The sequence below is a fragment of the Nitratireductor sp. ATLC21 genome (genome assembly GCF_057196525.1).
Genome location: NZ_JBXUOU010000003.1, coordinates 696160 through 719494 on the forward strand (window position 1 = coordinate 696160; position 23335 = coordinate 719494).

Genomic DNA, 23335 nt, shown 5'->3' on the forward strand with positions numbered 1-23335 from the left:
CCTTGGAATGCGAAGGCAAAGCGTGCTAACCCGTGTGCTCGCCTTTTTTCGCTGAGGTAGACGGCTTTCCGGGCCCTATGAATTTCCAGAATCAGAATGCCAGTCCCCGGACACTTTCGGGGCGCAACGTCACAGCCATCCTCGGCCCTACCAACACGGGCAAGACGCATCTCGCCATTGAGCGTATGGTGGCGCATTCGAGCGGGATAATAGGCCTGCCACTGCGCCTGTTGGCTCGCGAGGTTTACACGCGTGTTGTCGCCAAAGTGGGTGAGCAGCATGTGGCGTTGATCACCGGCGAGGAAAAGATATCGCCGCCGGGCGCGCGCTTCTCGGTGTGTACTGTGGAGGCAATGCCGCGTGAGGCGGATGTGGCCTTTGTCGCCATCGACGAAGTGCAGCTTGCCGCTGATCTCGAGCGCGGGCATATCTTCACCGACCGCATCCTGCACCTGCGGGGCCGCGAGGAAACGCTGCTGCTCGGTGCCGGTACGATGCGCGGCATCCTGGAAAAGCTGCTGCCGGGTCTTTCGGTCATAACCCGGCCGCGCATGTCGGTGCTTACCTATTCCGGTTCGCGCAAGATCACGCGGCTGCCGCGTCGCTCGGCCATCGTGGCCTTTTCCTCCGATGAGGTTTATGCGATCGGCGAACTGATCCGCCGCCAGCGCGGCGGTGTCGCCGTGGTGCTTGGCGCGTTGAGCCCGCGCACCCGAAATGCGCAGGTGGCGCTCTATCAATCCGGCGATGTTGACTATCTGGTGGCGACGGATGCCATCGGCATGGGGCTCAACCTCGATGTGGACCACGTTGCCTTTGCGCAAAACCGCAAGTTCGACGGTTTCCAGTATCGCGACCTCAATCCGTCGGAACTCGGCCAGATCGCCGGACGTGCAGGCCGACATTTGAGGGACGGAACCTTTGGTGTGACGGGCCAGGTGGACCCACTCGCCGATGAGCTGGTCCATCGTATCGAGGCGCATGAGTTTGATCCGGTCAAGGTGCTGCAATGGCGCACGGCCGCGTTCGACTTTTCAAGCGTTGACGCTCTCAAGGCATCTCTTGATATGCCGCCTCCGGTTGAGGGACTCACTCGCGCACTGCCTGCTGCGGATGCCAAAGTGCTCGAATTCCTGTCGCGGGATGAGGACATACGCAAGCTGGCGGAAGGGCGTGAACGCGTCGGGCTTCTGTGGGAAGCCTGTGTGCTGCCCGATTACCGGCGTATAGCACCGGCCCAGCACGCGGAAATTGTTGGTGCAGTCTTTTCTGATCTGGCGCGAATGGGCCATGTCGATGAAGACTATATGGCTGAACAGGTCAAACGTGCCTCGTCTACCGAGGGGGACATCGACACTTTATCGCAGCGGATCGCGCAGATCCGCACATGGACATTTGTCTCGCATCGGCCCGGATGGTTGGCCGATGCGACACACTGGCAAGAAAAAACACGAGAGATTGAGGACAGTTTGTCCGATGCGCTGCATGAGCGATTGACGAAACGCTTTGTGGACCGCAGGACTTCCGTGCTCATGAAGCGCCTGAGAGAGAATGCAATGCCGGAAGCAGAAATCAGCCCCGTTGGCGAAGTCCTTGTCGAGGGGCACCATGTTGGTGAGATGCTAGGGTTCCGCTTTACTGCCGACCGTTCGGCGGAGGGCGAGGATGCGCGCGCCGTCAAGGCAGCCGCGCAAAAAGCGCTCGCGGCCGAGTATGAAGCTCGTGCGGAGCGTTTTGCCTCATCGGGCAATGGAGATCTGGCGCTCGATTCTGATGGTCTGCTGCGTTGGCTCGGACAGCCTATCGCAACCCTGGTGGCTGGCGAGGATGCATTAAAGCCGCGTGTGGTGCTTCTGGCAGATGAGCAGCTTACCGGGCCGGCACGCGACAAGGTGGCTGCCCGTGCCGAACGCTTTGTGACATATCAGATCGAGTCGCTACTGAAGCCCTTGGTGGACCTTCGCAACACCGAAAGTCTTTCAGGAATGGCGCGCGGCATCGCCTTCCAGCTTGCCGAGAATTTCGGCGTGCTCAATCGACGCAATGTGGCCGAAGACGTTCGCGCTCTCGATCAGGACGCGCGTGCCTCGTTGCGCCGCCTCGGCGTGCGCTTTGGTGCTTATCACATCTTTGTTCCTGCGCTGATCAAACCCGCTCCTGCAGGGCTTCTGACACTTCTGTGGGCGCTGAAAAACGACGCTAAAGACAAGTCGGGCTATGGGGATGTCGTGAACGCGCTTGCCGCGGGGCGCACGTCTATCGTCACCGATCCGACCTTTGAAAAGGCGTTTTACGGGCTCGCCGGCTATCGCAATCTCGGCCGCCGCGCGGTGCGTGTCGATATTCTTGAGCGCCTTGCAGATCTTATTCGACCTGCGCTGTCGTGGAAGCCGGGAGCGGGCGCACGGCCTGAAGGCGGTTATGACGGTGCGGCCTTTGTGGTCACGCCGGCAATGATGTCCATTCTTGGTGCGACCGCTGACGATATGGAAGCGATCCTCAAGGGGCTGGGCTATCGTGGAGAGCCGAAATCAGCTGAAGAGGTGGCCGCGCATCTGAAGGCGCTCGACGAGGCGGCTGCGGAAAAGGAAGCCACACAAAAGGCCGAGGAACTCAAATCAGCCGCGCCCGTGGCTGAGGGGACGGAAACTGCCGCGGCGACCGAGGTGGCCACTGCCCAGCCAAATGAGGGAGCAGAGGCAGAGACCGTTGTGGCGGAGACACCCGCCGAGACCGCAACGCCTGCGGCTGCTGAGACCACCGCGGATGCAGCAGCTGAGGCTGTGGCTGAAGCGCCTGCTTCCGAGGCTTCGGCCGAAAATGCATCCGTCGAGGAAGAAGAACCGAAGCCGGTTCTCATCTGGCGGCAGGCTCGTTTCGATGGGCGAAAGCGCCATGGTGCGGGCAAGGGAAGTCCGCGCCAGCAGGGGCGCGGGCGTCAGGAACGCGAGGGGGCCCAAAAGCGAGGCAAACCTCCACGCAAGGACGGTGACAAGCAGAGCTTTAAACGCAAAGGAGCTGCGCATCGTCCGCGCGAGGAGCGGCCGGCTCGGATCGATCCGGATTCACCCTTTGCCAAGCTCGCTGCACTGAAGGACCAGTTGAAGAAGTAGCGCCATGCAATGAGCGGGACAGCTTTAGAACGGCAGCGCATCGATAAGTGGCTGTTCTTTGCACGGGTGGTGAAATCACGCTCACTCGCTGCCAAGCTCGCACAGGCGGGACGAGTTCGGGTCAATCGCAACAAGATCGAGCAGGCCGCCTACCAGATCAAGGTGGGCGACGTGCTCACCATCTCTCTTGACCGGCGTATCCTTGTATACCGTGTTCTGGCGCCTGGGGCGCGGCGTGGCCCCGCGGAAGAGGCACGTCTGCTCTATGAAGACATGACTCCGCCTGCCCCGCCCAAAGAGATCCTGGTAGCGTCACAGCCGCCAAAGCGTGATCTGGGGACCGGACGCCCGACCAAGAAGGAGCGTCGCGCGCTCGATCGGTGGCGCGACGACGGCTGAATCCGAAAACAGGTCTCCAAAGGTAGGAATGGGATTTCGCCTGCGACGATTGCGGCGCAATAACGGGCCTTGCAACCGCCCTTCAAAGGCGATACCTCACCTCTCGACATTCCAAGAAGCTGTCAGCCGAGAGCACCAATGACCTATATCGTCACCGACAATTGCATCAAGTGCAAGTACATGGACTGTATAGAAGTTTGTCCGGTGGACTGTTTCTATGAGGGTGAAAACATGCTCGTCATCCATCCGGATGAGTGCATCGACTGCGGTGTTTGTGAACCGGAATGCCCGGCAGAGGCGATCAAGCCCGATACTGAGCCAGGTCTGGATAGCTGGCTTCAGCTGAATTCCGAATATGCCGAAAAATGGCCCAACATCACCGCTAAGAAAGAGCCTCCGGCAGACGCCAAGGAATTTGATGGCGTCGAAAACAAGCTGGAGCAGTACTTTTCGCCGGAGCCCGGCGAAGGAGATTGAACCCACTTTACGTCCGTGGGGCATAATGCAAATAGACGTGGCAATCGCGCAGGATTCTGCCGCGACATCTTCGCACATGCGTCAAATTCTTGATTCTTTCGGCTTTTTGTGGTAGCTTCACGAAATCATGCCGGTGACAACACGTCTTTTGATGGCGCACACAGACTAATCACTGAAAGGTGGGGCTCAAAATCCGGACCGGGGCTATCTGGGTCAGGGTGTATTGGTTTGCGTGGCGGGCCTTCGGTACAGGGCTGTCACCATTTCCCAGAGCTTAAAATTTCTCGTGCGTCCGAAAAGCCGGCAGGCGTATGGGCATAGGTTATCGTCGAGGCGAGGCGATGCCGGCATGCCCCACTAGAACAGGAGTGTTAGGCGGATGACCACCCAGCAGAAGAAATCGGCGCAGCGTCAGGGATTCAAGACTGGCGAATATATCGTGTATCCGGCGCACGGCGTCGGGCAGATCGTTACGATCGAAGAGCAGGAAGTCGCCGGTCACAAGCTGGAATTGTTCGTCATCGATTTTCAGAAGGACAAGATGCGCCTCAAGGTTCCGGTCGCCAAGGCGACGTCCATTGGCATGCGCAAGCTTTCCGAAACTGATTATGTCGATCGTGCGCTCAAGGTCGTCCAGGGCCGTGCCCGCGTGAAGCGCACCATGTGGTCGCGCCGCGCCCAGGAGTATGATGCAAAGATCAATTCGGGTGACCTGATCTCCATTTCGGAAGTCGTGCGCGATCTTTATCGTGCCGACAATCAGCCGGAGCAGTCCTATTCGGAGCGTCAGCTCTATGAAGCCGCACTCGACCGCATGGCGCGCGAGATTGCGGCCGTCAATCGCATGTCGGAAACCGAAGCCGTGCGCCTGATCGAGACGAACCTGAACAAGGGTCCGCGCCGTGGTGCGAAAGCCGACAATGAGGAAGCCGAGAAGGACGAAGCGGCGTAAAACGTCCCTCCCAAACACTTTCCAAGGAACCCGGCTCTCTAGCCGGGTTTTTTGTTGTTCGGTGTCATACGCGCTCGCGGCTGGAACTTTTCGTGTTTCCGACTCGTTACTTTAAGTGATGTCTCGTTGCCTAGGCCTGAGAAACCCTATTCACGGTGCTTTCAAAAGGCCTTCTACCGCCGGCGAGACCTCCGCCACTGGCGCGGCCGCGCATGTTTGAACGGGCGTCAGCGACGCTTGGAATGTTTGGACAGCGCATGGCTAAGCCAGTGCGTGTGGGCTTGGTGGCCCGCTCTCCGTTGTCGGAGGCTGGCTCGTAACGCGGGAGTGCATGATGCAAGACCGGGCGGAACGCAAACTGATCGAGAATGCGATGAAAGCGCCATATCTGGCGCTGGAAGAAGAACAAGATCTGGCAAAACGCTGGTCGAAAACACAGGATCAGCAAGCGCTGCATCAACTGACCGTCGCTCATATGCGCCTGGTTATCGCCATGGCTGGCCGTTTTCGAAACTTTGGACTTCCGATGGCTGACCTCATACAGGAGGGGCATATCGGGCTCCTGGAGGCTGCAGCCCGGTTTGATCCCGAACGCGGCGTCCGTTTCTCCACATATGCGACATGGTGGATACGCGCCTCGATGCAGGACTATGTCTTGCGCAACTGGTCGATCGTGCGCGGTGGGACGAGTTCCGCCCAGAAGGCGCTTTTCTTCAAGTTCCGACGCCTGAGGGCAAAGCTCCAGAAAAGCATGGGGACTTCTGCCGAGATTCACGAAGAGGCGGCCAAACTTCTTGGCGTTTCAACCGCCGACGTGGCGATGATGGATGCGAGGCTGTCCGGACCCGACTTGTCTCTCAACGCACCGATGCGCGATGAAGGCGAGGCGTCTGCGGAGCGGATGGAGTTTATACCTTCCGATGCCGATCCCGTGGATGAAACCGTCGAGCACATGATCGACGGTGAGCGGCGTGCGGTGTGGCTCGCCAAGGCGCTCAATGTTCTGGATCGGCGCGAATTACAGATCATACGCGAGCGCCGGTTGTCAGACGAGGGGGCGACGCTTGAGGCGCTCGGGACCGCGCTCGGAATATCAAAGGAACGTGTTCGTCAGATCGAAAGCAGGGCGATCGAGAAGTTGCGCGGCGTGCTTGTTCGCGAGCATCCCGCGCTCCTTGGGGGCGCAGCCTGAAACAAACGGCGCTCTGAAAGATATGACAAATGGCAAATGCTATTGATCGGTGACGATCTTCACCTTGGTGCCCGCTGAAGGTGACGCTCCGGGTCCGAGAGCATTCAGCAGTCGGAAAAGCTCTACCTTCCGATCCACGCCGCGCATGCGTGCAGCCAGCGAAGCCAACGTTTCGCCAGGCTGAACCGTGACCACGCGGATCCGCAGGGGGGTGAGCGCCGCGCGTTCCGCCTCATTGAGCACACGGAAACTCTGACCGACAGAATCGGCAACCTTTTCAAGTTCGCCGCTCGTTGCGGGGGCGGCGGTCAGCAGGCGATAGACCTGTCCGCCCGAACGGATCACCGTCACATCGAACTGCCAGCCATCGGCGCTGGCGCGTCCCTTGGCGGCCGGGTAGCCATTGATGGTGAGGGTCCGGATTGTTTCGGGCTCAAGCCCGGCAACCCAGCCACTCGTCAGATAATCGGTCAGGGATGTTCCCTGCGGAACGGTGGCTCCATCGAAACGCACGGCGATGTCCTCGGGTCCGACGGCGGTGACTGCTTTCGCTGAGTTGTCGATGATGAAGCCCTGGGGAACGCGGAAGGCGACGCCGAGCCTTGGATGAAGAAAGTCGCGTCCGCGCACAAACCCTTCTTCCGGGGAATCGCCGTAGATCATGCCGTCGATACCAGCGAGGAAGGAATCGCGGTCTCGCTTGCCCGCCGCGTTGGGCTGTTGAAGTTCACGGGCATGGCGTTGCGCGAGCTCGATGCGGCGTGGGGCGTTGGGGTGGCTGGCCAGAAAGTCGAGGCTGGCGTCCGTCGCGCCGCTGACGCTGCGAAAGCCCTGATAGGCGTCCATCGCTTGCAGGAAACGAGCCGCGGCGAACGCGTCGTAGCCGGCATGGGAGGTGGTGCGAATGCCAATACGGTCGGCTTCAAGCTCCTGGTTTCGGGAGAATTGCGCAAGCCGCAATTTGCCGCGAACCAGTGCAGCCTGCGCCGCCTGATCGCGACCGCCCACCACTTCATTGACCACCTTGGAAGCGAATTTTTCTTCCGCCTCCAGTTTCTGCCTCTCGATGCCATGATTGGCGGTCACGTGTGCCATTTCATGGGCCAGGACAGCAGCGAGCTCCGCCGAATCATTGGCAAGCGCCAAGAGCCCGCGTGTGACATAAAGGTAGCCGCCGGGCAGGGCGAACGCGTTCACGTTCGGTGAATTGAGTATCGTGATCCGATAGGCGGCGCCGGTGTTTTGTTCGTCCAACGTCAGCGAGCCGACGACCTTGGCCACCATTCGCTCGAGCTTCGCGTCGGAATACTCGCCGCCATAGGTCTGGAGGATACGTGGGTGCTGCTGGCGGGCGAGACGTGCCAGCCTGTCACCGCGTGTCACCGTGTCCACCGTGACCGGGTTGGAGGATGGCATGAAACTGCCCGTGTCGGTCGGGATCATCTGGCAGCCGGAGAGGAGCGCGGTGAGCGTCAGGACCAGGACAGTTTTGCGCGACGATGACCGCGCGGGCGGCAGGAAGTTCATGGTAGCGGGCGCTCGATTGGACAAGTGAATGTCCTTCCGGTTGATCTTGTCCAAAGCATGACCAGCCTCAACGAGCCAGCCGCGCTTTTGGTTCCCTCAGCATTGCATCATGTCCCATCGGGGGCATCGTCTAGCGCATAAGCTGCAAAAGGGGAATCCATTTCTTGGAGCTTAATTGATTTCCCGGCGTGCGCCTATATAGCGGTTGAAGGCTTCCGATGCCTTGCCAGAGATGAACGCATCGGTTGTGCCAATGGCGGAAACCTGTCCTTCTTCCACGAAGATCATCGTTTTGCAAAGCCGCTCTGCATCGCGTGGATCATGCGTCGCCATCAGAATTGTCATTCCTTGCGCGGCGTGCAGCTCGGTGATGAGATCGAGCATCTCATCACGCAGGGCAGGTCCGAGCGAAGCGAAGGGCTCGTCCATCAGAAGGACGGGGCGTCTGCGAATCAATACGCGCGCAAGCGCCACACGTTGGCGCTCTCCGCCCGAGAGCGCCTGGGGTAAGCGGTCTTCCTTGCCGGCGAGGCCGGTTCTGGCAAGCGCATCCGAAACCGCTGCCCGGTCTTCCTCGGTCAATCTCAGGGAAGCAGAGCGGCCAAGCCCCACATTCTGGGCGACGGTGAGATGCGCGAAGAGATTGTTTTCCTGAAACACCATGGAAACAGGCCTGCGGTGAGGATTGAGCCGGGAAACATCTTCGCCATTTATGAGGACACGGCCCGCGGTGGGGTTCTCGAAGCCGGCTATCAGACTGAGCAGCGTCGATTTGCCCGAACCGCTTGGGCCCATAACGGCCACAATATCGGATGGCGCGATTGTCGCCTCGAACGCCATCGGCCTCCCCCCCGGATAAGCGAATTGCAGCGCTTCCAGAGCGATTTGCGCGCCATGTCCAGCGGCGGTCTTGATCATGTCTTCTCCCTGCCGAGACGATCGGCGATGAACATCAATGCCAGACAGAGAAGCCCCAGGAAAAGAGCGAGGCCGGCGGCATCTGCCGTGCGGTAGCTGCCCATGCGCTGCAGCAGGAGATAGGGCAGCGTCTGGACCTGATCGGAGCCGAACAGGGCGATGACGCCGAGATCGCCCAGAGATAGGGCGGCAGCGAAGGCGAGTGCGGTGGCAGCGGGACGTTTGAGCGCAGGCCAGTCGACAAGGCGTAGCCTGCTCCACCCGGTAATGCCAAGTGAGAGACACAGTCTTTCATGGCGGGCGCTGGCGGCATCATAAGCCGGACGAATGGCACGGATGGCGAAGGGCATGGCCATCACCGCATTGACCGTGACGACCATGACCGGCGCGAAGGCGAAGACATTGCCCACATGGCGCAGGAGAATAAACCAGCCAGCACCGATGACCAGCGGCGGAACGATGAGCACCATGGCAGCACCGCTGTCGGTTGCGCGCTCCAGCAGGGTTGCGGGCAGGGCGCCGCGTTTCATTTCCAGCGCGCGCCGGGCGGCGACCAGTGCCAGTGACAGGATGAGGCAGAGGAGGGCCGACAGGCTCGCGAAAACAAGGCTGGTGGCCGTGGCCGCAAAGACCGCGCTTTCGGTGGCAAGGCGTCCGAGATCGGCTTTCAGGCCAGCGACCACGGTTGCCGCCATCGGCCCTGCAACGAAGAAGAGCCCGATAAGGATGAGGGCTGCGTTAAAACCGGTCTCTGCGGGCGTATGCCAGACGATCCGTCGGGGTGCGACGGGGAGGTTTGCGTCGCCGCTGAAGGATGCGCCGAGGCGGCTCATTGCCAACACGATGCTGCCCGCCAAGGCCACCTGAATGAGGGTGAGCACCAGTGCACGGGCAGGGTCGAAGTCGAAGCGCAAGGCCTGATAAATCGCCACTTCGAGTGTGGTCGCGCGCGGGCCCCCTCCGAGTAGCAAGACGATGGTGAAGGACGTGACGCACAGCATGAAAACGAGCCCGGCAATGCCGGGCAGGGCAGCGCGCATGGCCGGCCATTCGAGAAACCGGAACGAGGCTCGCGCGCCCATGCCAAGCTGGGCTGCAAGACGCCACTGGTCTGCCGGCACGCTTTCAAGCGCGTTCAGGAAGAGCCGCGTTGCGAGCGGCAGGTTGAAGAAGACATGGGCGACCAGAATGCCCGAAAGGCCATAGATGCCAGGCCAGTGCTCGTTGAAGGCGACCGACAGGAATGGCGCGAAGAAGCCCGCGCGGCCATAGAGCGCGAGCACGCCAAGGGCAGCGACAATGGCTGGCAGCGCAAGCGGCACGGCGAACAGGCGCAGGATGAAGGCGCGGCCCGGAAAGGCCGGATGCCGCGCCAGCGCACGCGCCAGAAGGATCGAAGGGAGCACCGAGAGCAGCGTGGAAAGCAGGGCCTGCCAGAGCGTGAAACGGGCAATGCGCAGAAGCCATGCATCGAACGCATCCAGCACGCCAGAACCCTGGCGTGCCGCTTCCAATGCGAGGCCGATAAAGGCTCCGCTGACAAGCAGGCCGACGGCCGCTAGCGCGACACGCCCTGCGGTTATGCGTCTGTCCATGGCTGGCACCGGGGTGTGCTTAGCGGCTCATCACCGAAAGCCACTCATCGACCCATGTCTTCCGGTTCTTTGCCACCTCTTCAGGCGGGAACTCGAGCGTTTTGGTCGGTTTGACGAGTTCATCGAAAACCGGATTCAACTTGCCGGAGGTTTCTCCGGCCGGGAACATCCAGTTGGTTTCGGGAATGGCGTCCTGAAAGCCGGGACCGGTCATGAAGGCAAGGAATTTCTGCGACAGCGGATTCTTCGCGCCCGCAACCGTCTGTGCCGCCACTTCCACCTGCAGGTAGTGACCTTCCGCGAAGCTGGCTGCCTTGTAGCGCTCGGTGTCTTCGGCGATGCGGTGATAGGCGGGCGAGGTGGTGTAGGAGAGCACCATGGGAACCTCACCGCTGGTGAACAGTCCATAGGCCTCGCTCCAGCCGGGTGTCACCGTCAGCACCTTGTCCTGCAGCCGGCTCCAGGCTTCTGATGCCTTGTCTCCATAGACGGCCTTGACCCAGAGCAGAAGACCTAGGCCCGGTGTGGAGGTGCGCGGGTCCTGAATGGCGATCTTCAGATCACCCTCGGCCTCCACCAGTTCCTTCAGGCTTGCCGGTGGTGTCTCAATGGCTTCGGTGTCGTAGACGAAGGCGAAGTAGCCATAGTCGAAGGGAACGAAAATGTCGTTCTCAAAGCCGCCCGGCACCTCTACCTTGGCCGTATCAATACCGTGGGGGGCGAAGAGGCCGGTTTCCCGCGCCTCGTGGAGAAGATTATTGTCGAGGCCGAGCACAATGTCGGCTTTCGTGGAGCTGCCCTCAAGCCGGACACGGTTCAGCAGTGCCACGCCATCGGCGACCGAAACGAATTCCACGTCGCAACCGCATTCCGCCTCAAACGCCTTTTCCACCTGTGGGCCTGGGCCCCAGTCAGACGTGAAGCTCTCATAGGTGTACACCGTGAGCTTATCCTGGGCGATTGCCTGCCCGGAAAGGGCCAATGTGCCGAGCACCAGGATGGAAAGCAGGGTGGTGGTGCGCATCTGCGCCTCCTCTTTTCTGGTCTGGGAATGAGGCGCTGAATGAAAAGCGTCTAATCCCTCCGCCGGTATCAGCCGGATCAGGTTCCGCGGGTTGGTTGGGTTCTTCCCAAGCCTCTCAGCCGACAATGCGCCGGCACCCCGTTAGAGCGACCGGGAAAATAGGGCGCGGTGCGCAGCTCCGCAAGGGGTTGAATGGCGCAAACGACGTTGGCGCTGGCTCGCCGGCATGATATGGGCCTCGCCCATGAGCCGATTTACCCTTCTCCTTGGCGGAGACCTCACCCGGACACCGGCCCTCGATGCCGAAATCGCCAACAGCCGCATCATCGCAGCGGATTCGGGCATGCGCCATGCTGCGCTTCTGGATGTGAAGCCCGAGCTCTGGGTGGGGGACTTCGATTCCGTGCCCGACGGGTTTGAGGATGCCTATGTCGACGTGGCGCGCCGCACCTTTCCCTCCGAGAAGGACAAGACCGACGGCGAGATCGCGATTGCGGCAGCTCTGGAGGCCGGGGCGACAAGCCTTCTGCTGGCCGGCGCCTTTGGTGGCGAACGGGCCGACCACATGTTCCTGCATTTCGCGCAGGCATTGCAGCTCTCCGAGCGCGGCATTGCCGCGAAGCTGACGAGCGGGCATCAGGAAGGCGTGCCGCTCGTCCCGGGGCGGCGCCACAGCTTCGCCTATGCTGATGGCACACTGTTTTCGATCCTCGGCTTTTCGGAGCTTTCCGGCCTCACGGTCGACGGCGCGAAATGGCCGCTCGATGCCGTGGAGGTGCCCTTCGGTTCCTCGCTCACGCTTTCCAATGTGGCGGATGGCGGCCTTTCCATCACGCTCATGAAGGGCCGGGCGCTGTTCATGGCGCATCTACTGAATGACGGAGAACGCTGAACCATGGCGCCGCCACTTTTAAAGCTGGATGATATTCGTTTGACCTTCGGTGGCACGCCGCTGCTGGCCGGTGCCTCGCTGATGGTCGGCCCCGGCGAGCGGCTTGCGCTGGTGGGGCGCAATGGCTCCGGCAAGTCGACCCTGTTGAAGATTGCCGCCGGGCTCGTGGAGCCGCAGGATGGCGAGATCTTCCGCCAGCCGACAGCAACCATACGTTACCTGCCGCAGACGCCCGACTGGCAGGGCTTCGCGACCGTGCGCGCCTATGTGGAGGCGGGTCTCGGCCCGGCCGACGACATCAACCGGGTGGCGCTGGTCATCGACCGGCTGGGGCTCACGGGCGATGAAGACCCGGCGACGCTTTCTGGCGGCGAGGCGCGCCGTGCGGCACTGGCCCGCGTGCTTGCGCCGGAGCCGGATCTGCTGCTGCTCGATGAGCCGACAAACCATCTCGACCTTGCCACGATCGAGTGGCTTGAGGAAGAGTTGCAGCGAACCTCTTCTGCTTTGGTCACCATCTCGCATGACCGCCGATTTCTGGAAAAGGTAAGCCGCGCAACCGTGTGGCTCGACCGGGGTGTGACGCGCCGGCTCGACAAGGGGTTCGCCCATTTCGAGGACTGGCGCGATCAGGTGCTCGAAGAGGAAGAACGCGAGCAGCACAAGCTCGCCCGCAAGATCGAGCGCGAAGAGCACTGGCTGCGCTATGGCGTGACCGCGCGCCGCAAGCGCAATGTGCGCCGTCTGGGAGAGTTGCAGGCGCTGCGCGAGAAACACCGCAGCCACCGCGGCGCGGAAGGCGTGGCGACCATGGCGGCCAGTGATGCCGCTGAATCCGGCAAGCTTGTCATCGAGGCGAAGGGGCTCGCCAAATCCTATGACGGGTTGCAGGTGGTCAAGGACTTTTCCGCGCGCATCCTGCGTGGCGACCGTGTCGGCCTTGTCGGGCCCAATGGCGCCGGCAAAACGACGCTGATCAATCTTCTGACAGGCAAGCTTGAGCCCGATGAGGGATCGCTGCGGCTCGGTGCCAATCTGGAAATCGCCATTCTGGACCAGAAGCGTGCGCTCGATCCGCTGGAGACGCTCTCTCACTTCCTGACCGATGGGCGCGGCGACAGCGTCATCGTCAACGGGCAGGAGCGGCATGTCGTTTCCTATATGAAGGACTTCTTGTTCAAACCTGAGCAGGCGCGCACGCCGATCCGCGAGCTTTCGGGCGGTGAACGCGCGCGGCTGGTTCTGGCCCGGCTCCTCGCACGCCCGGCCAATCTGCTGGTTCTCGATGAACCGACAAACGATCTCGATATGGAGACGCTCGACCTTCTGCAGGAGCTTGTCGAGGACTTTCCCGGCACGGTGCTGCTCGTCAGCCATGACCGCGATTTCCTCGACCGTACGGTGACGAGCACCATTGCGCCTGCTGGCGATGGCCGCTGGATCGAGTATGCGGGCGGCTATTCCGACATGATGGCGCAGCGCAAGGGCGAGGAGCTGGAGCGGCGCAAGGCCCGTAGTGCCGAGCAGCAGAAGGCGAAGCCCGCCGGCAATGCGGGCACGCCCAAGCCGGCATCGAAGAAGCTCTCCTACAAGCAGAAGTTCGCGCTGGAGACGCTGCCGCAGAAGATCGAAGAGCTGGCGGACGAAATAGCTGCTCTGGAAGAGAAACTCGCCGATCCGAACCTCTACACGCGCGATGCAACCGCTTTTCAGCGCTATTCCAAAGAGCTCGATGAAAAGCGCGCGAACCGGGAGACGATGGAAGAGGAATGGCTGGAGCTGGAAATGTTGCGCGAGGAGGTTGAGGGCGCTTAGCGGCTCTTGCTTTTTTGGACGCCGACTTCAAAGCCCCCCTCTCCCCGCAGGCGGGGAGATGAAAGCCGTCATTCCCCCGCCTTCACCGCTCGCTAACCAGACTGGTTCAGAATGCCGCGTATGGACCAGGATTTCCTCATTTCCGCAAAGCCCGACCTCCAGAAGGCCCGTGTCAGGTGGCTTGCCTCGCTGGCTGATGAGCGGCGTCTTTCGGCGCTGACCGTCGATGCCTATGAGCGAGACACGCGGCAGTTTCTGCAGTTTCTCACAGGGCATTGCGGCGAGGCACCGGGTCTCGCTGACATTGCCGAGCTGCGCCCGGCGGACCTGCGCGCCTTTCTGGCCTTTCGGCGGGGCAGGGGTGCGGGAGCCCGTACGCTCGGGCGCGGGCTTGCCGGCGTGCGCTCGTTTCTGCGTTATCTGGAGCGTCGGGGGCTGGTGAACGCGGCGGCTGCGGCTGCGCTGAAGGCGCCGCGTGCTCCGCGCGCGCTGCCCAAGCCACTGACGGCCGCCGATGCGCGCAAGGTTGCCTCTGGTGAGGGGCAACTTGCCGAGGAACCGTGGATCGCGGCGCGGAATGCCGCCGTCTTCACGCTGCTTTATGGAGCCGGGCTTCGGATTTCGGAGGCGCTTGGGCTTCTTGGCGGTCAGGTCGGGGAGCTGCGTCAGGGCGCGCTCAGGATCACCGGCAAGGGTGGCAAGACACGGCTTGTGCCGGTGCTGCCGGTATCTGCCGAGGCGGTCGCCGAGTATCAGCGTCTTTGCCCTTATCATCTGGAGGCAGACGGGCCGCTTTTTCGCGGCGCGCGTGGCGGTGCTTTGCAGCCTGCGATCATTCAGCGCGAGATGAAGCGTATGCGCTCCGCGCTCAACCTGCCGGAGACAGCAACGCCGCATGCGCTCAGGCATTCCTTCGCCACGCATCTTCTTGGGCGCGGCGGCGATCTGCGCGCGATCCAGGAGCTTCTGGGCCATGCGAGCCTCTCCACGACGCAGGTCTATACGGGTGTGGACACGGCGCGGCTTCTCGAAATCTACGATGCCACCCATCCGCGGGCTTGAAGCCATTGCTCGCAATTTGTGGTGGCGGTTTAACGGTTTCGCCGGGATTTGCCGCTAGCGTGGCGCCATGAAAACGCATGCAAAAGCCACCACCGCGACCGAGCGGTTTGTTGACCGCCTTTTTCTGTGCGCTGCTGCCTTTCCGCTTTTCCTGCTGCTGGCGCTGGTCCTCGGCCTGCTGATGGCAAAGCCGGCAAAGGCGGATGAGATTGTCTGTTCGGGCACAAACCTCCTGACGGAACTCGCCGCAGAGAACCCGGACGCGCTTGAAGAGGTGCGACGACAGGCGGCGGAGACGCCGAATGGCAGCGGACTCCTTTGGCGGGTCGAGAAGGAGGGCGTTGCGCCCTCTTATCTTTTCGGCACCATGCATATGAGCGACCCGCGCGTGGTCACTCTTCCCGTGGATGCTCGCCAAGCATTCGACGCGGCGGAACGCGTCGTCATCGAAACAACGGATATTCTCGATCAGTCCAAAATGGCTGCGGCCATGTTTAAACGCCCGGAACTGATGATGTTCACCGGTGAGGAAACGCTTGGCGATCACCTGGCCGGGGCCGAGCGTCAAACGGTGGCGGATGCGCTTGAGCTGCGCGGTATTTCGTTCGCCAGCGTGAAAAAGATGAAGCCATGGATGTTGATCTCGCTGGTGGCATTGCCTGCCTGCGAAATTCAGCGCAAGGAAGCCGGGATGCCGATTCTGGACGTTAAACTCGCCGAGGATGCGCAAAACGCCGGCAAAGAGCTTCTGGGTCTTGAGACGGCGGTTGATCAACTGGACGCCATGGCCTCTCTGCCCATGGAAATGCATGTGCGTGGCCTGGTAGAGACGCTGGCGCTGGGTGATGGCCTGAACGACGTGATGGAAACCATGGTGTCGCTCTATGCCGAGGGAGAGACCGGCATGTTCTGGCCACTGATCCGTGTTGCAATCCCCGAGCAGGAAGAGGGTTCGGGTGATTACGCTGCCTTCGATCAGGCAATGGTCAAAGCGCGCAATGGAACAATGGCCGAGCGGGTGCGGCCCATACTGGACAGGGGCAATGCCTTTGTCGCAGTTGGAGCATTGCATCTGCCCGGGGAGGAAGGCCTCATCGAACTTCTGCGTGCACAGGGTTATTCAGTTGAAGGCGTGCGGTAGATTTAGGGTTCCGGCTAACTAAACGCGTGTTATCGTGGTGATGGTGCTGGGGAGGGTTTTTGGAGTGACGTCATGCAAGACGAAAACCCAAACGAGAATCCCAAACACCGTTCCGCAAGCTCGGCGGGAACGCGCGGGTTTGTGATTGGCGCCATCGCCGCCGCGCTCGCCATACTCGTCTTCATGGCGATTTCAGGAAGCGGCTTCTTCGGTCCACATGTCACCACGGTGCCGGAGGCTGTCAACGACAGTATTCCCACCGGTGATGGTGAGTAAAAAAGCCCCAAAGCTTTCGCTTCGGGGCTTCGTCGTTGTTTAAATCCCTGTCGGATTACATGTGGATCGGCTTGGCAAAGGTGGCGAGTGCGGCTTCCTTGACCGTTTCCGACATGGTGGGGTGTGCGTGGCAGGTGCGGGCCAGGTCTTCCGACGAGCCGCCGAACTCCATCAGAACCGCTGCCTCATGGATCATCTCGCCGGCGCCGAAGCCGACGATGTGAACGCCCAGCACGCGATCCGTCTTCTTGTCGGCGAGCACCTTCACGAAACCATCCGTCTTGAGCATGGAGCGGGCGCGACCGTTGGCCGAGAAGGGGAATTTGCCGGCGTTGTATTCCACGCCGGCCTTTTTAAGCTCTTCTTCGGTCTTGCCCACGGATGCAACTTCCGGGCTGGTGTAGACCACGCCGGGGATCACATCATAGTTCACGTGCCCGGCCTGTCCGGCGAGGATCTCGGCCACGGCGACGCCTTCATCCTCGGCTTTGTGCGCGAGCATCGGACCGGCGATCACGTCGCCAATCGCGTAAATGCCATCGACATTCGTCTTGAAATGCCCGTCGGTCTTCACACGGCCGCGCTCATCCAGCTCCACGCCCACGGCATCAAGGCCAAGGCCCTCTGTGTACGGCTTGCGGCCGGTCGCAACGAGAACCACATCTGCTTCGACGGTTTCGGCGTCTCCGCCCTTTGCCGGCTCAAAAGTGACCTTCGCGCCCTTGCCGGCCTTGGTTACGTCCGTGACCTTCGCGCCGAGCTTGAACTCGAAACCCTGCTTGCCGAGCATACGCTGAAACTGCTTGGCGACCTCACCGTCCATACCGCCAAGAATGGTGTCGAGATATTCGACCACGGTCACCTTGGCGCCGAGGCGGGCCCAGACGGAACCCAGCTCCAGGCCAATCACGCCGCCCCCGACAACCACCATGTGCTCAGGAACCTTGGAAAGCTCCAGAGCGCCGGTGGAGGAGACGATCACCTTTTCGTCGAACTTCACGTCGACGCCAGGAATGCCGGCGACGTCGGAGCCGGTGGCGATGACGATGTTCTTCGTCTCGACAGTCTGTTCCTTGCCGTCGTCGCCCTTAACGCTGACCTTGCCTTTGCCGGCGATGCTGCCAAAGCCGCGAAGGACATCGATCTTGTTCTTCTTCATCAGGAAGTCGAGACCCTTGGTGTTCTGCTCGACCGTCTTGACGCGATGCTCCATCATCTTCTTGAGATTGAGCTTGGGCTTGCTCACCTCAACGCCGAGATCGGCAAGGCCATGGCCGGCTTCCGCGAACATCTCCGTGGCGTGCAGCAGCGCCTTGGAGGGGATGCAGCCGACATTGACGCAGGTGCCGCCATGGGTGGAGAGCTTCTCGACAACAGCTGTCTTGAGGCCGAGTTGAGCCGCCTTGATGGCGCAGACATAGCCGCCGGGGCCGGTGCCGATCACGACGAGATCATAGGACATGTTCGTGCCTTTCCTGAATTCCGTTGCGTCGGCTATCGGCCGCCGCTGACATTGAGAATGGCGCCCGTGGAGTAGGACGCCTCATCGGAGAGAAGCCAGAGCGCGGCGCGGGCGATTTCCTCTGCCGTGCCAGGCCGTTTCATTGGGATCAGACCCGAAAGCCGCTGCGCCCTGTCCGGCTGGCCGCCGGAGGCGTGGATTTCGGTATCGGTGATGCCGGGCCGCACGGCGTTGACACGGATGCCTTCCTCAGCAACTTCGCGGGCAAGCCCCATTGTGAAGGTATCGACCGCTGCCTTGGAGGCTGCGTAATCCACATATTCGCCTGCCGAACCAAGCACTGCGGCGATGGAAGATATGTTGACGATGGCACCGCCCTTGCCGCCGTGGCGTGTGGACATGCGCTTCACCGCCTCGCGGGCGCACAGCATCGTGCCGATCACATTGATACGCATCATACGCTCGAAGCGAGCGAGGTCCATTTCGTCGACGCGCGCCTTGCGGTCGACAATGCCCGCATTGTTGACAAGAGCATCGAGCCGGCCAAAGCGCCGGTCAACGGCCTCAAACATGGCCAGGATTTCGCTTTCCTCGGCCATGTCAGCCTTGACGGCGAAGGCCTCGCCGCCCGCTTGTTCGATATTCCGGACCACGGTTTCGGCTGCGTCAGGGTTGGCAACATAGTTGACTGCTACACGATATCCCGCGCTTGCCGCCAGTCGACAGATCGCAGCGCCGATGCCGCGGCTCCCGCCTGTCACCAGAAGTGTCTTTGCTGACTGCATCATCGCCATTCCTGATCTCGCCGGATGGACAAGGGCGCGAAAGACATCCGCCTTCCGCGCCCGGCTTTTCTAGAGGTCGAGGACCAGTCGTTCCGGATCCTCGAGCACGTCCTTGATGCGCACGAGGAAAGTCACGGCTTCCTTGCCGTCAACGATCCGGTGATCATAGGAAAGCGCGAGATACATCATCGGGCGGATGACGATCTGGCCGCCGACCACCATGGGCCGCTCCTGGATCTTGTGCATGCCCAGAATGCCCGATTGCGGCGCATTCAGGATCGGGGTCGACATCAGCGAGCCATAGACACCGCCATTGGAGATGGTGAAGGTGCCGCCCTGCATGTCAGCCATGGAGAGCTTGCCATCGCGGGCCGCGAGACCCAGACGACCGATTTCCTTCTCCACCTCGGCGATCGACATTTGGTCGGCATCGCGCACCACCGGCACGACGAGACCACGGTCGGTGCCGACCGCTACGCCGATATGGCAGAAGTTCTTGTAGATGATGTCCGTGCCGTCGATCTCGGCATTCACAGCCGGGATTTCCTTCAGCGCATGGCACACCGCCTTGGTGAAGAAGCCCATGAAGCCGAGCTTCACGCCATGCTTCTTCTCGAAGAGCTCCTTGTACTTCTTGCGCATCTCCATGACCGCAGTCATGTCCACCTCGTTGAAGGTGGTGAGCATCGCGGCAGTGTCCTGCGCATCCTTGAGGCGGCGCGCGATGGTCTGACGCAGGCGCGTCATCTTCACGCGCTCTTCACGGCTCTCGTCCTCGGCGGGAGAAGCGGGGCGGGCTGCTTTGGGCTTTTCAGCCGGTGAACTCGGTGCGCCGCCTTCAAGCGCCGCCAGCACATCGCCCTTCAACACCTGGCCGTCTTTGCCGGAACCGGCAACGTCCGAGGCCTTCATGCCCTTTTCTGTCATCAGCTTCTGAGCAGAGGGTGCGGGCGGACGTCCGCCATCGTCATCCTTCTTCGCCGCGGGGGCTTCCTTCTCGGCCGGCTTGTCGGCCTTGGGCGCTGCGGCGCCGGCAGAGGCTCCCTGTTCGATGCGTAGGAGAAGCGCCCCCACTTCGACCTCGTCACCCGATGCAACCACCATCTCAGTGATCACGCCATCGACCGGCGACATCACTTCCTGAGCCGCCTTGTCGGTTTCGAGCTCAAGAATGGCTTCATCGGTTTTCACCGCGTCGCCAACCTTCTTGTAGATCTCGCCGACCTGGGCTTCGGTGACGGATTCGCCCGCCGATGGAACATTCACCTCGACGATTTTTCCGCCGCCGGCCATGGTTGCCTCCTGGGTTTCTTTCGTACCGGACGAGCTTTCGCCGGCCTGACTGGTTTCTGGTTTTGCTTTGCCGGCGCCTTCGCCCGCGGCAATCATGCCGAGGAGCGCGCCGACTTCGACGGTTTCGCCTTCCTTGACGGTGATCTCATCGAGAGTGCCGGCAGCGGGCGCGGGCACTTCAATGGAAACCTTGTCGGTTTCCAGCTCAACGAGTGGCTCGTCGGTGGCGATCGTGTCACCCACCGATTTCATCCAGCGGGCAATGGTTGCCTCGGTAACGGACTCGCCCAGTGTGGGAACCCGAATCTCGGTCGCCATGTCGTTTTTCTCCGTCGCTTGCTATTCGCCGAGCGCGTCTTCGAGGAAAGCCTCGAGCTGCGCCAGATGCTTCGACATAAGGCCGGTCGCGGGCGATGCAGCGGCCGGACGACCGGTGTAGCGCACACGCGTATTCTTGGCCTCGATGTGTTGCAGAACCCACTCGAGATACGGATCGATAAAGGACCAGGCACCCATGTTCTTGGGCTCTTCCTGGCACCACACCATTTCCGCATTCTTGAAGCGCGAAAGCTCGTTGATCAAAGCCTTGGCCGGGAACGGGTAGAGCTGCTCGACACGGAGAAGATAGATATCGTCGATGCCGCGCTTCTCGCGCTCTTCGTAGAGGTCGTAATAGACCTTGCCGGAGCACATGACGACGCGGCGGATCTTCGAATCCTTCACCAGCTTGATCTTCTCGCCGTCCAGATGCTCGGCATCGTCCCACAAGAGACGGTGGAATGCGCTTTCGCCGGAAAGCTCAGCCAATGTGGACACGCAGCGCTTGTGGCGCAGCAGCGATTTCGGTGTCATCAGGATGAGCGGCTTGCGGAAATCGCGCTTCAACTGACGACGCAGAATGTGGAAATAGTTTGCAGGCGTTGAACAATAGGCGACCTGCATGTTGTCTTCCGCGCACATCTGAAGCCAGCGTTCGAGGCGGGCGGAGGAGTGCTCCGGACCCTGACCCTCATAACCGTGTGGCAGCAGGCACACGAGGCCTGACATGCGGAGCCACTTGCGTTCGCCAGACGAGATGAACTGGTCGAAGACCACTTGCGCGCCGTTGGCGAAGTCGCCGAACTGCGCTTCCCACAGCGTCAGCGCGCGGGGTTCGGCAAGCGAGAAGCCGTATTCGAAGCCGAGGACAGCTTCTTCCGAAAGCATCGAGTTGATGACTTCGTAATAGGCCTGCTGCGGTCCCAGATTGTTGAGCGGGATGTAGCGATTTTCGTCGCGCTGGTCGTAGAGCACGGAGTGGCGCTGCGAGAAGGTGCCGCGCTCGGAGTCCTGACCGGACAGGCGCACCGGATTGCCCTCGAGCAGGATCGAGCCGAAGGCAAGGGCCTCAGCCGTCGCCCAGTCGATACCGGCGCCCTCGTCGATCATTGCCTTGCGGTTTTTCAGGAAGCGCTGGATCGTGCGGTGGGCTTCGAAATCCTCCGGGATTTCGGTCAGCTTCTTGCCGATTTCCTTGAGCGTCTTGACCGGGACGGCGGTCTTGCCGCGGCGCTGTTCATCCGCATGATCGGCCTTCTTCAGGCCCGACCAGACGCCATCCAGCCAGTCGGCCTTGTTGGGCTTGTAAGCCTGACCGGCCTCGAACTCCGCTTCAAGATGGGCGCGCCAGTCGGCCCGCATCTTCTCGATGTCGGCTTCGGTCACAAGACCTTCCTCGATCATCTTCTTCGCATAGATCTCGCTCGTCGTCGTGTGCTTGCGGATCTTGCGATACATGATCGGCTGGGTGAATGCCGGCTCGTCGCCCTCGTTGTGGCCGTAGCGACGGTAGCAGAACATGTCGATGACAACCGGCTTGTGGAAGGTCATGCGGAATTCGGTTGCAACCTTTGCCGCATAGACCACCGCCTCCGGGTCGTCGCCATTCACGTGGAAGATCGGTGCCTCAATCATCTTCGCCACATCGGAAGGATAGGGCGAGGAGCGCGAGAAGCGCGGATTGGTGGTGAAGCCGATCTGGTTGTTGATGATGAAATGCACGGTGCCGGCAACGCGGTGGCCGCGCAGGCCCGATAGGCCGAAGCACTCGGCCACAACGCCCTGACCGGCAAAGGCGGCATCACCGTGCAGCAGCAACGGCATGACCCGCGCCCGCTCTTCCGGCGGCACCACTTCCTCGCGCTTGCGGCCGAACACCTGGTCCTGCTTGGCGCGGGCCTTGCCCATCACCACCGGGTTCACGATTTCCAGATGCGAGGGGTTCGCCGTCAGCGAGAGGTGCACATTGTTGCCATCGAAGGCGCGGTCGGAGGAGGCGCCGAGATGATATTTCACGTCACCGGAGCCTTCCACATCGTCAGGCGCGAAGGAGCCGCCCTTGAACTCGTGGAAGATGGCGCGGTGAGGCTTTTCCATGACTTGCGCGAGGACGTTCAGGCGGCCACGGTGGGCCATGCCGAGAACGATTTCCTTGAGGCCCATCTGGCCGCCGCGCTTGATGATCTGTTCGAGAGCGGGGATCAGCGCTTCACCGCCGTCGAGGCCGAAGCGCTTGGTGCCCTTGTATTTCACATCGATGAACTGCTCAAAGCCTTCCGCTTCGATCAGCTTCTGCAGGATTGCCTTTTTGCCGTTGGCGGTGAACTCGACGCCTTTGTCGGGACCTTCGATGCGCTCCTGGATCCACGCTTTTTCAGCCGGGTTGGAGATGTGCATGAACTCGACGCCCAGCGTCGAGCAATAGGTCCGCTTCAGAATGTCGAGCATCTGGCGGATCGTGGCCGTCTCGAGGCCGAGCACATGATCGATGAAGATCGGGCGGTCGTAGTCGGCCTCCGTGAAGCCGTAGGCCTCTGGCGACAGCTCGTTGTAATCTTCCAGCGGCTTGGCAATGCCCAGCGGGTCGAGGTCGGCATGCAAATGACCGCGCATGCGATAGGCACGGATCATCATGATGGCACGGACGGAATCACGGGTCGCCTGGAGGGTTTCTTCGGGCGAAAGCTGCGCGCCGGTCTTGGCTGCCTTTTCCTTGATCTTGCCGTCGAAATGCTTTTCGACTGCGCCCCAGTCGCCATCAAGCGCTGAGACAAGCTCGCCATTTGCGGCCTGAGGCCAATTCTTCTTTTTCCAGGACGCGCCGGCGGCGTTCTTCTTCACATCGGCGGCATCATCTTTGAGCGCGCCGAAGAAATCGCGCCAGTCTTCACTGACGGAAGACGGATCGTCCTGATAGCTGGCGTAGAGTTCCTCGATATAGGCAGCATTGCCGCCATAGAGAAACGAGGTGAGCGACATTTGGTCGTTGGCCTGATCTTGCCGTGCCATTTTGATTTCCGGAACCCGCGTTCCGGCTCCTTGGTCGCCGGCAAATTAGCCGGACAGTCACATTGTTCCCGGCTGCCACCTATGT

At 61.2% G+C, this 23335-nt stretch carries 18 protein-coding genes and 1 riboswitch; of the genes, 10 read left to right on the forward strand and 8 right to left on the reverse strand.

What is annotated here, in order from left to right; genetic code table 11:
* Positions 1 to 77: 77 nt before the first annotated feature.
* The 5 genes from AC2CHD_RS17860 (at position 78) to AC2CHD_RS17880 (ending at position 6133) form a co-directional block, all read left to right on the forward strand.
* Positions 78 to 3113, forward strand: a complete 3036-nt coding sequence (locus tag AC2CHD_RS17860; RefSeq protein ID WP_484554724.1) for a helicase-related protein — start codon at positions 78 to 80, stop codon at positions 3111 to 3113.
* A 9-nt stretch (positions 3114 to 3122) separates the two neighbouring features.
* Positions 3123 to 3512: an RNA-binding S4 domain-containing protein gene (locus AC2CHD_RS17865; RefSeq protein WP_229449827.1), complete on the forward strand. Its 390-nt coding sequence runs from the start codon at positions 3123 to 3125 to the stop codon at positions 3510 to 3512.
* A 138-nt stretch (positions 3513 to 3650) separates the two neighbouring features.
* Complete coding sequence (fdxA, locus tag AC2CHD_RS17870) at positions 3651 to 3989, forward strand: ferredoxin FdxA (RefSeq protein WP_007007554.1); 339 nt, start codon at positions 3651 to 3653, stop codon at positions 3987 to 3989.
* 379 nt (positions 3990 to 4368) lie between these two features.
* Positions 4369 to 4941: a CarD family transcriptional regulator gene (locus AC2CHD_RS17875; protein ID WP_229449828.1), complete on the forward strand. Its 573-nt coding sequence runs from the start codon at positions 4369 to 4371 to the stop codon at positions 4939 to 4941.
* Positions 4942 to 5275: 334 nt separating this feature from the next.
* Positions 5276 to 6133 carry an RNA polymerase factor sigma-32 gene (locus tag AC2CHD_RS17880; protein WP_484554751.1) on the forward strand — a complete coding sequence of 286 codons (858 nt, stop codon included), beginning with the start codon at positions 5276 to 5278 and terminating at the stop codon, positions 6131 to 6133.
* A gap of 39 nt (positions 6134 to 6172) precedes the next feature.
* Here the strand turns inward: AC2CHD_RS17880 and AC2CHD_RS17885 are convergent, their stop codons facing one another.
* The 4 genes from AC2CHD_RS17885 to thiB all read right to left on the reverse strand — a co-directional run bounded on the left by AC2CHD_RS17885 (position 6173) and on the right by thiB (position 11197).
* Positions 6173 to 7660 (reverse strand): M48 family metalloprotease, encoded by a 1488-nt coding sequence (locus AC2CHD_RS17885; RefSeq protein ID WP_484554752.1) that lies wholly within the window; start codon positions 7658 to 7660, stop codon positions 6173 to 6175.
* A 171-nt stretch (positions 7661 to 7831) separates the two neighbouring features.
* Positions 7832 to 8578, reverse strand: a complete 747-nt coding sequence (thiQ, locus tag AC2CHD_RS17890) for a thiamine ABC transporter ATP-binding protein (RefSeq protein WP_484554725.1) — start codon at positions 8576 to 8578, stop codon at positions 7832 to 7834.
* Positions 8575 to 10173, reverse strand: a complete 1599-nt coding sequence (gene thiP, locus AC2CHD_RS17895) for a thiamine/thiamine pyrophosphate ABC transporter permease (protein WP_484554726.1) — start codon at positions 10171 to 10173, stop codon at positions 8575 to 8577. The genes thiQ and thiP overlap by 4 nt, the downstream gene beginning before the upstream one ends.
* Positions 10174 to 10192: 19 nt before the next feature.
* Entirely contained in the window at positions 10193 to 11197 is a 1005-nt protein-coding gene (thiB, locus tag AC2CHD_RS17900; protein WP_484554727.1) for a thiamine ABC transporter substrate binding subunit, read from the reverse strand.
* Positions 11198 to 11234: 37 nt separating this feature from the next.
* Positions 11235 to 11348, reverse strand: a riboswitch (TPP riboswitch).
* Positions 11349 to 11441: 93 nt separating this feature from the next.
* Here thiB and AC2CHD_RS17905 point away from each other — a divergent pair.
* The 5 genes from AC2CHD_RS17905 to AC2CHD_RS17925 all read left to right on the forward strand — a co-directional run bounded on the left by AC2CHD_RS17905 (position 11442) and on the right by AC2CHD_RS17925 (position 16383).
* A complete protein-coding gene (locus AC2CHD_RS17905; protein WP_484554728.1) occupies positions 11442 to 12089 on the forward strand; it encodes a thiamine diphosphokinase in 648 nt (215 codons plus the stop codon).
* A gap of 3 nt (positions 12090 to 12092) precedes the next feature.
* Complete coding sequence (locus AC2CHD_RS17910) at positions 12093 to 13904, forward strand: ABC-F family ATP-binding cassette domain-containing protein (RefSeq protein WP_484554729.1); 1812 nt, start codon at positions 12093 to 12095, stop codon at positions 13902 to 13904.
* Between the two features lie 120 nt (positions 13905 to 14024).
* Positions 14025 to 14966, forward strand: a complete 942-nt coding sequence (locus tag AC2CHD_RS17915; protein WP_484554730.1) for a tyrosine recombinase XerC — start codon at positions 14025 to 14027, stop codon at positions 14964 to 14966.
* Positions 14967 to 15033: 67 nt separating this feature from the next.
* Positions 15034 to 16107 (forward strand): TraB/GumN family protein, encoded by a 1074-nt coding sequence (locus AC2CHD_RS17920; RefSeq protein ID WP_484554731.1) that lies wholly within the window; start codon positions 15034 to 15036, stop codon positions 16105 to 16107.
* Between the two features lie 72 nt (positions 16108 to 16179).
* Entirely contained in the window at positions 16180 to 16383 is a 204-nt protein-coding gene (locus AC2CHD_RS17925) for a hypothetical protein (RefSeq protein ID WP_229449837.1), read from the forward strand.
* A 55-nt stretch (positions 16384 to 16438) separates the two neighbouring features.
* Here AC2CHD_RS17925 and lpdA read toward each other — a convergent pair whose 3' ends face one another.
* The 4 genes from lpdA to AC2CHD_RS17945 form a co-directional block, all read right to left on the reverse strand.
* Positions 16439 to 17845 (reverse strand): dihydrolipoyl dehydrogenase, encoded by a 1407-nt coding sequence (gene lpdA / locus AC2CHD_RS17930; protein WP_484554732.1) that lies wholly within the window; start codon positions 17843 to 17845, stop codon positions 16439 to 16441.
* 32 nt (positions 17846 to 17877) lie between these two features.
* Positions 17878 to 18633, reverse strand: coding sequence for an SDR family oxidoreductase (locus AC2CHD_RS17935; RefSeq protein ID WP_484554733.1), 756 nt, complete (start codon positions 18631 to 18633; stop codon positions 17878 to 17880).
* Positions 18634 to 18699: 66 nt separating this feature from the next.
* Complete coding sequence (gene odhB, locus AC2CHD_RS17940; RefSeq protein ID WP_229449840.1) at positions 18700 to 20241, reverse strand: 2-oxoglutarate dehydrogenase complex dihydrolipoyllysine-residue succinyltransferase; 1542 nt, start codon at positions 20239 to 20241, stop codon at positions 18700 to 18702.
* Between the two features lie 21 nt (positions 20242 to 20262).
* Positions 20263 to 23250 (reverse strand): 2-oxoglutarate dehydrogenase E1 component, encoded by a 2988-nt coding sequence (locus AC2CHD_RS17945; protein WP_229449841.1) that lies wholly within the window; start codon positions 23248 to 23250, stop codon positions 20263 to 20265.
* Positions 23251 to 23335 lie beyond the last annotated feature (85 nt).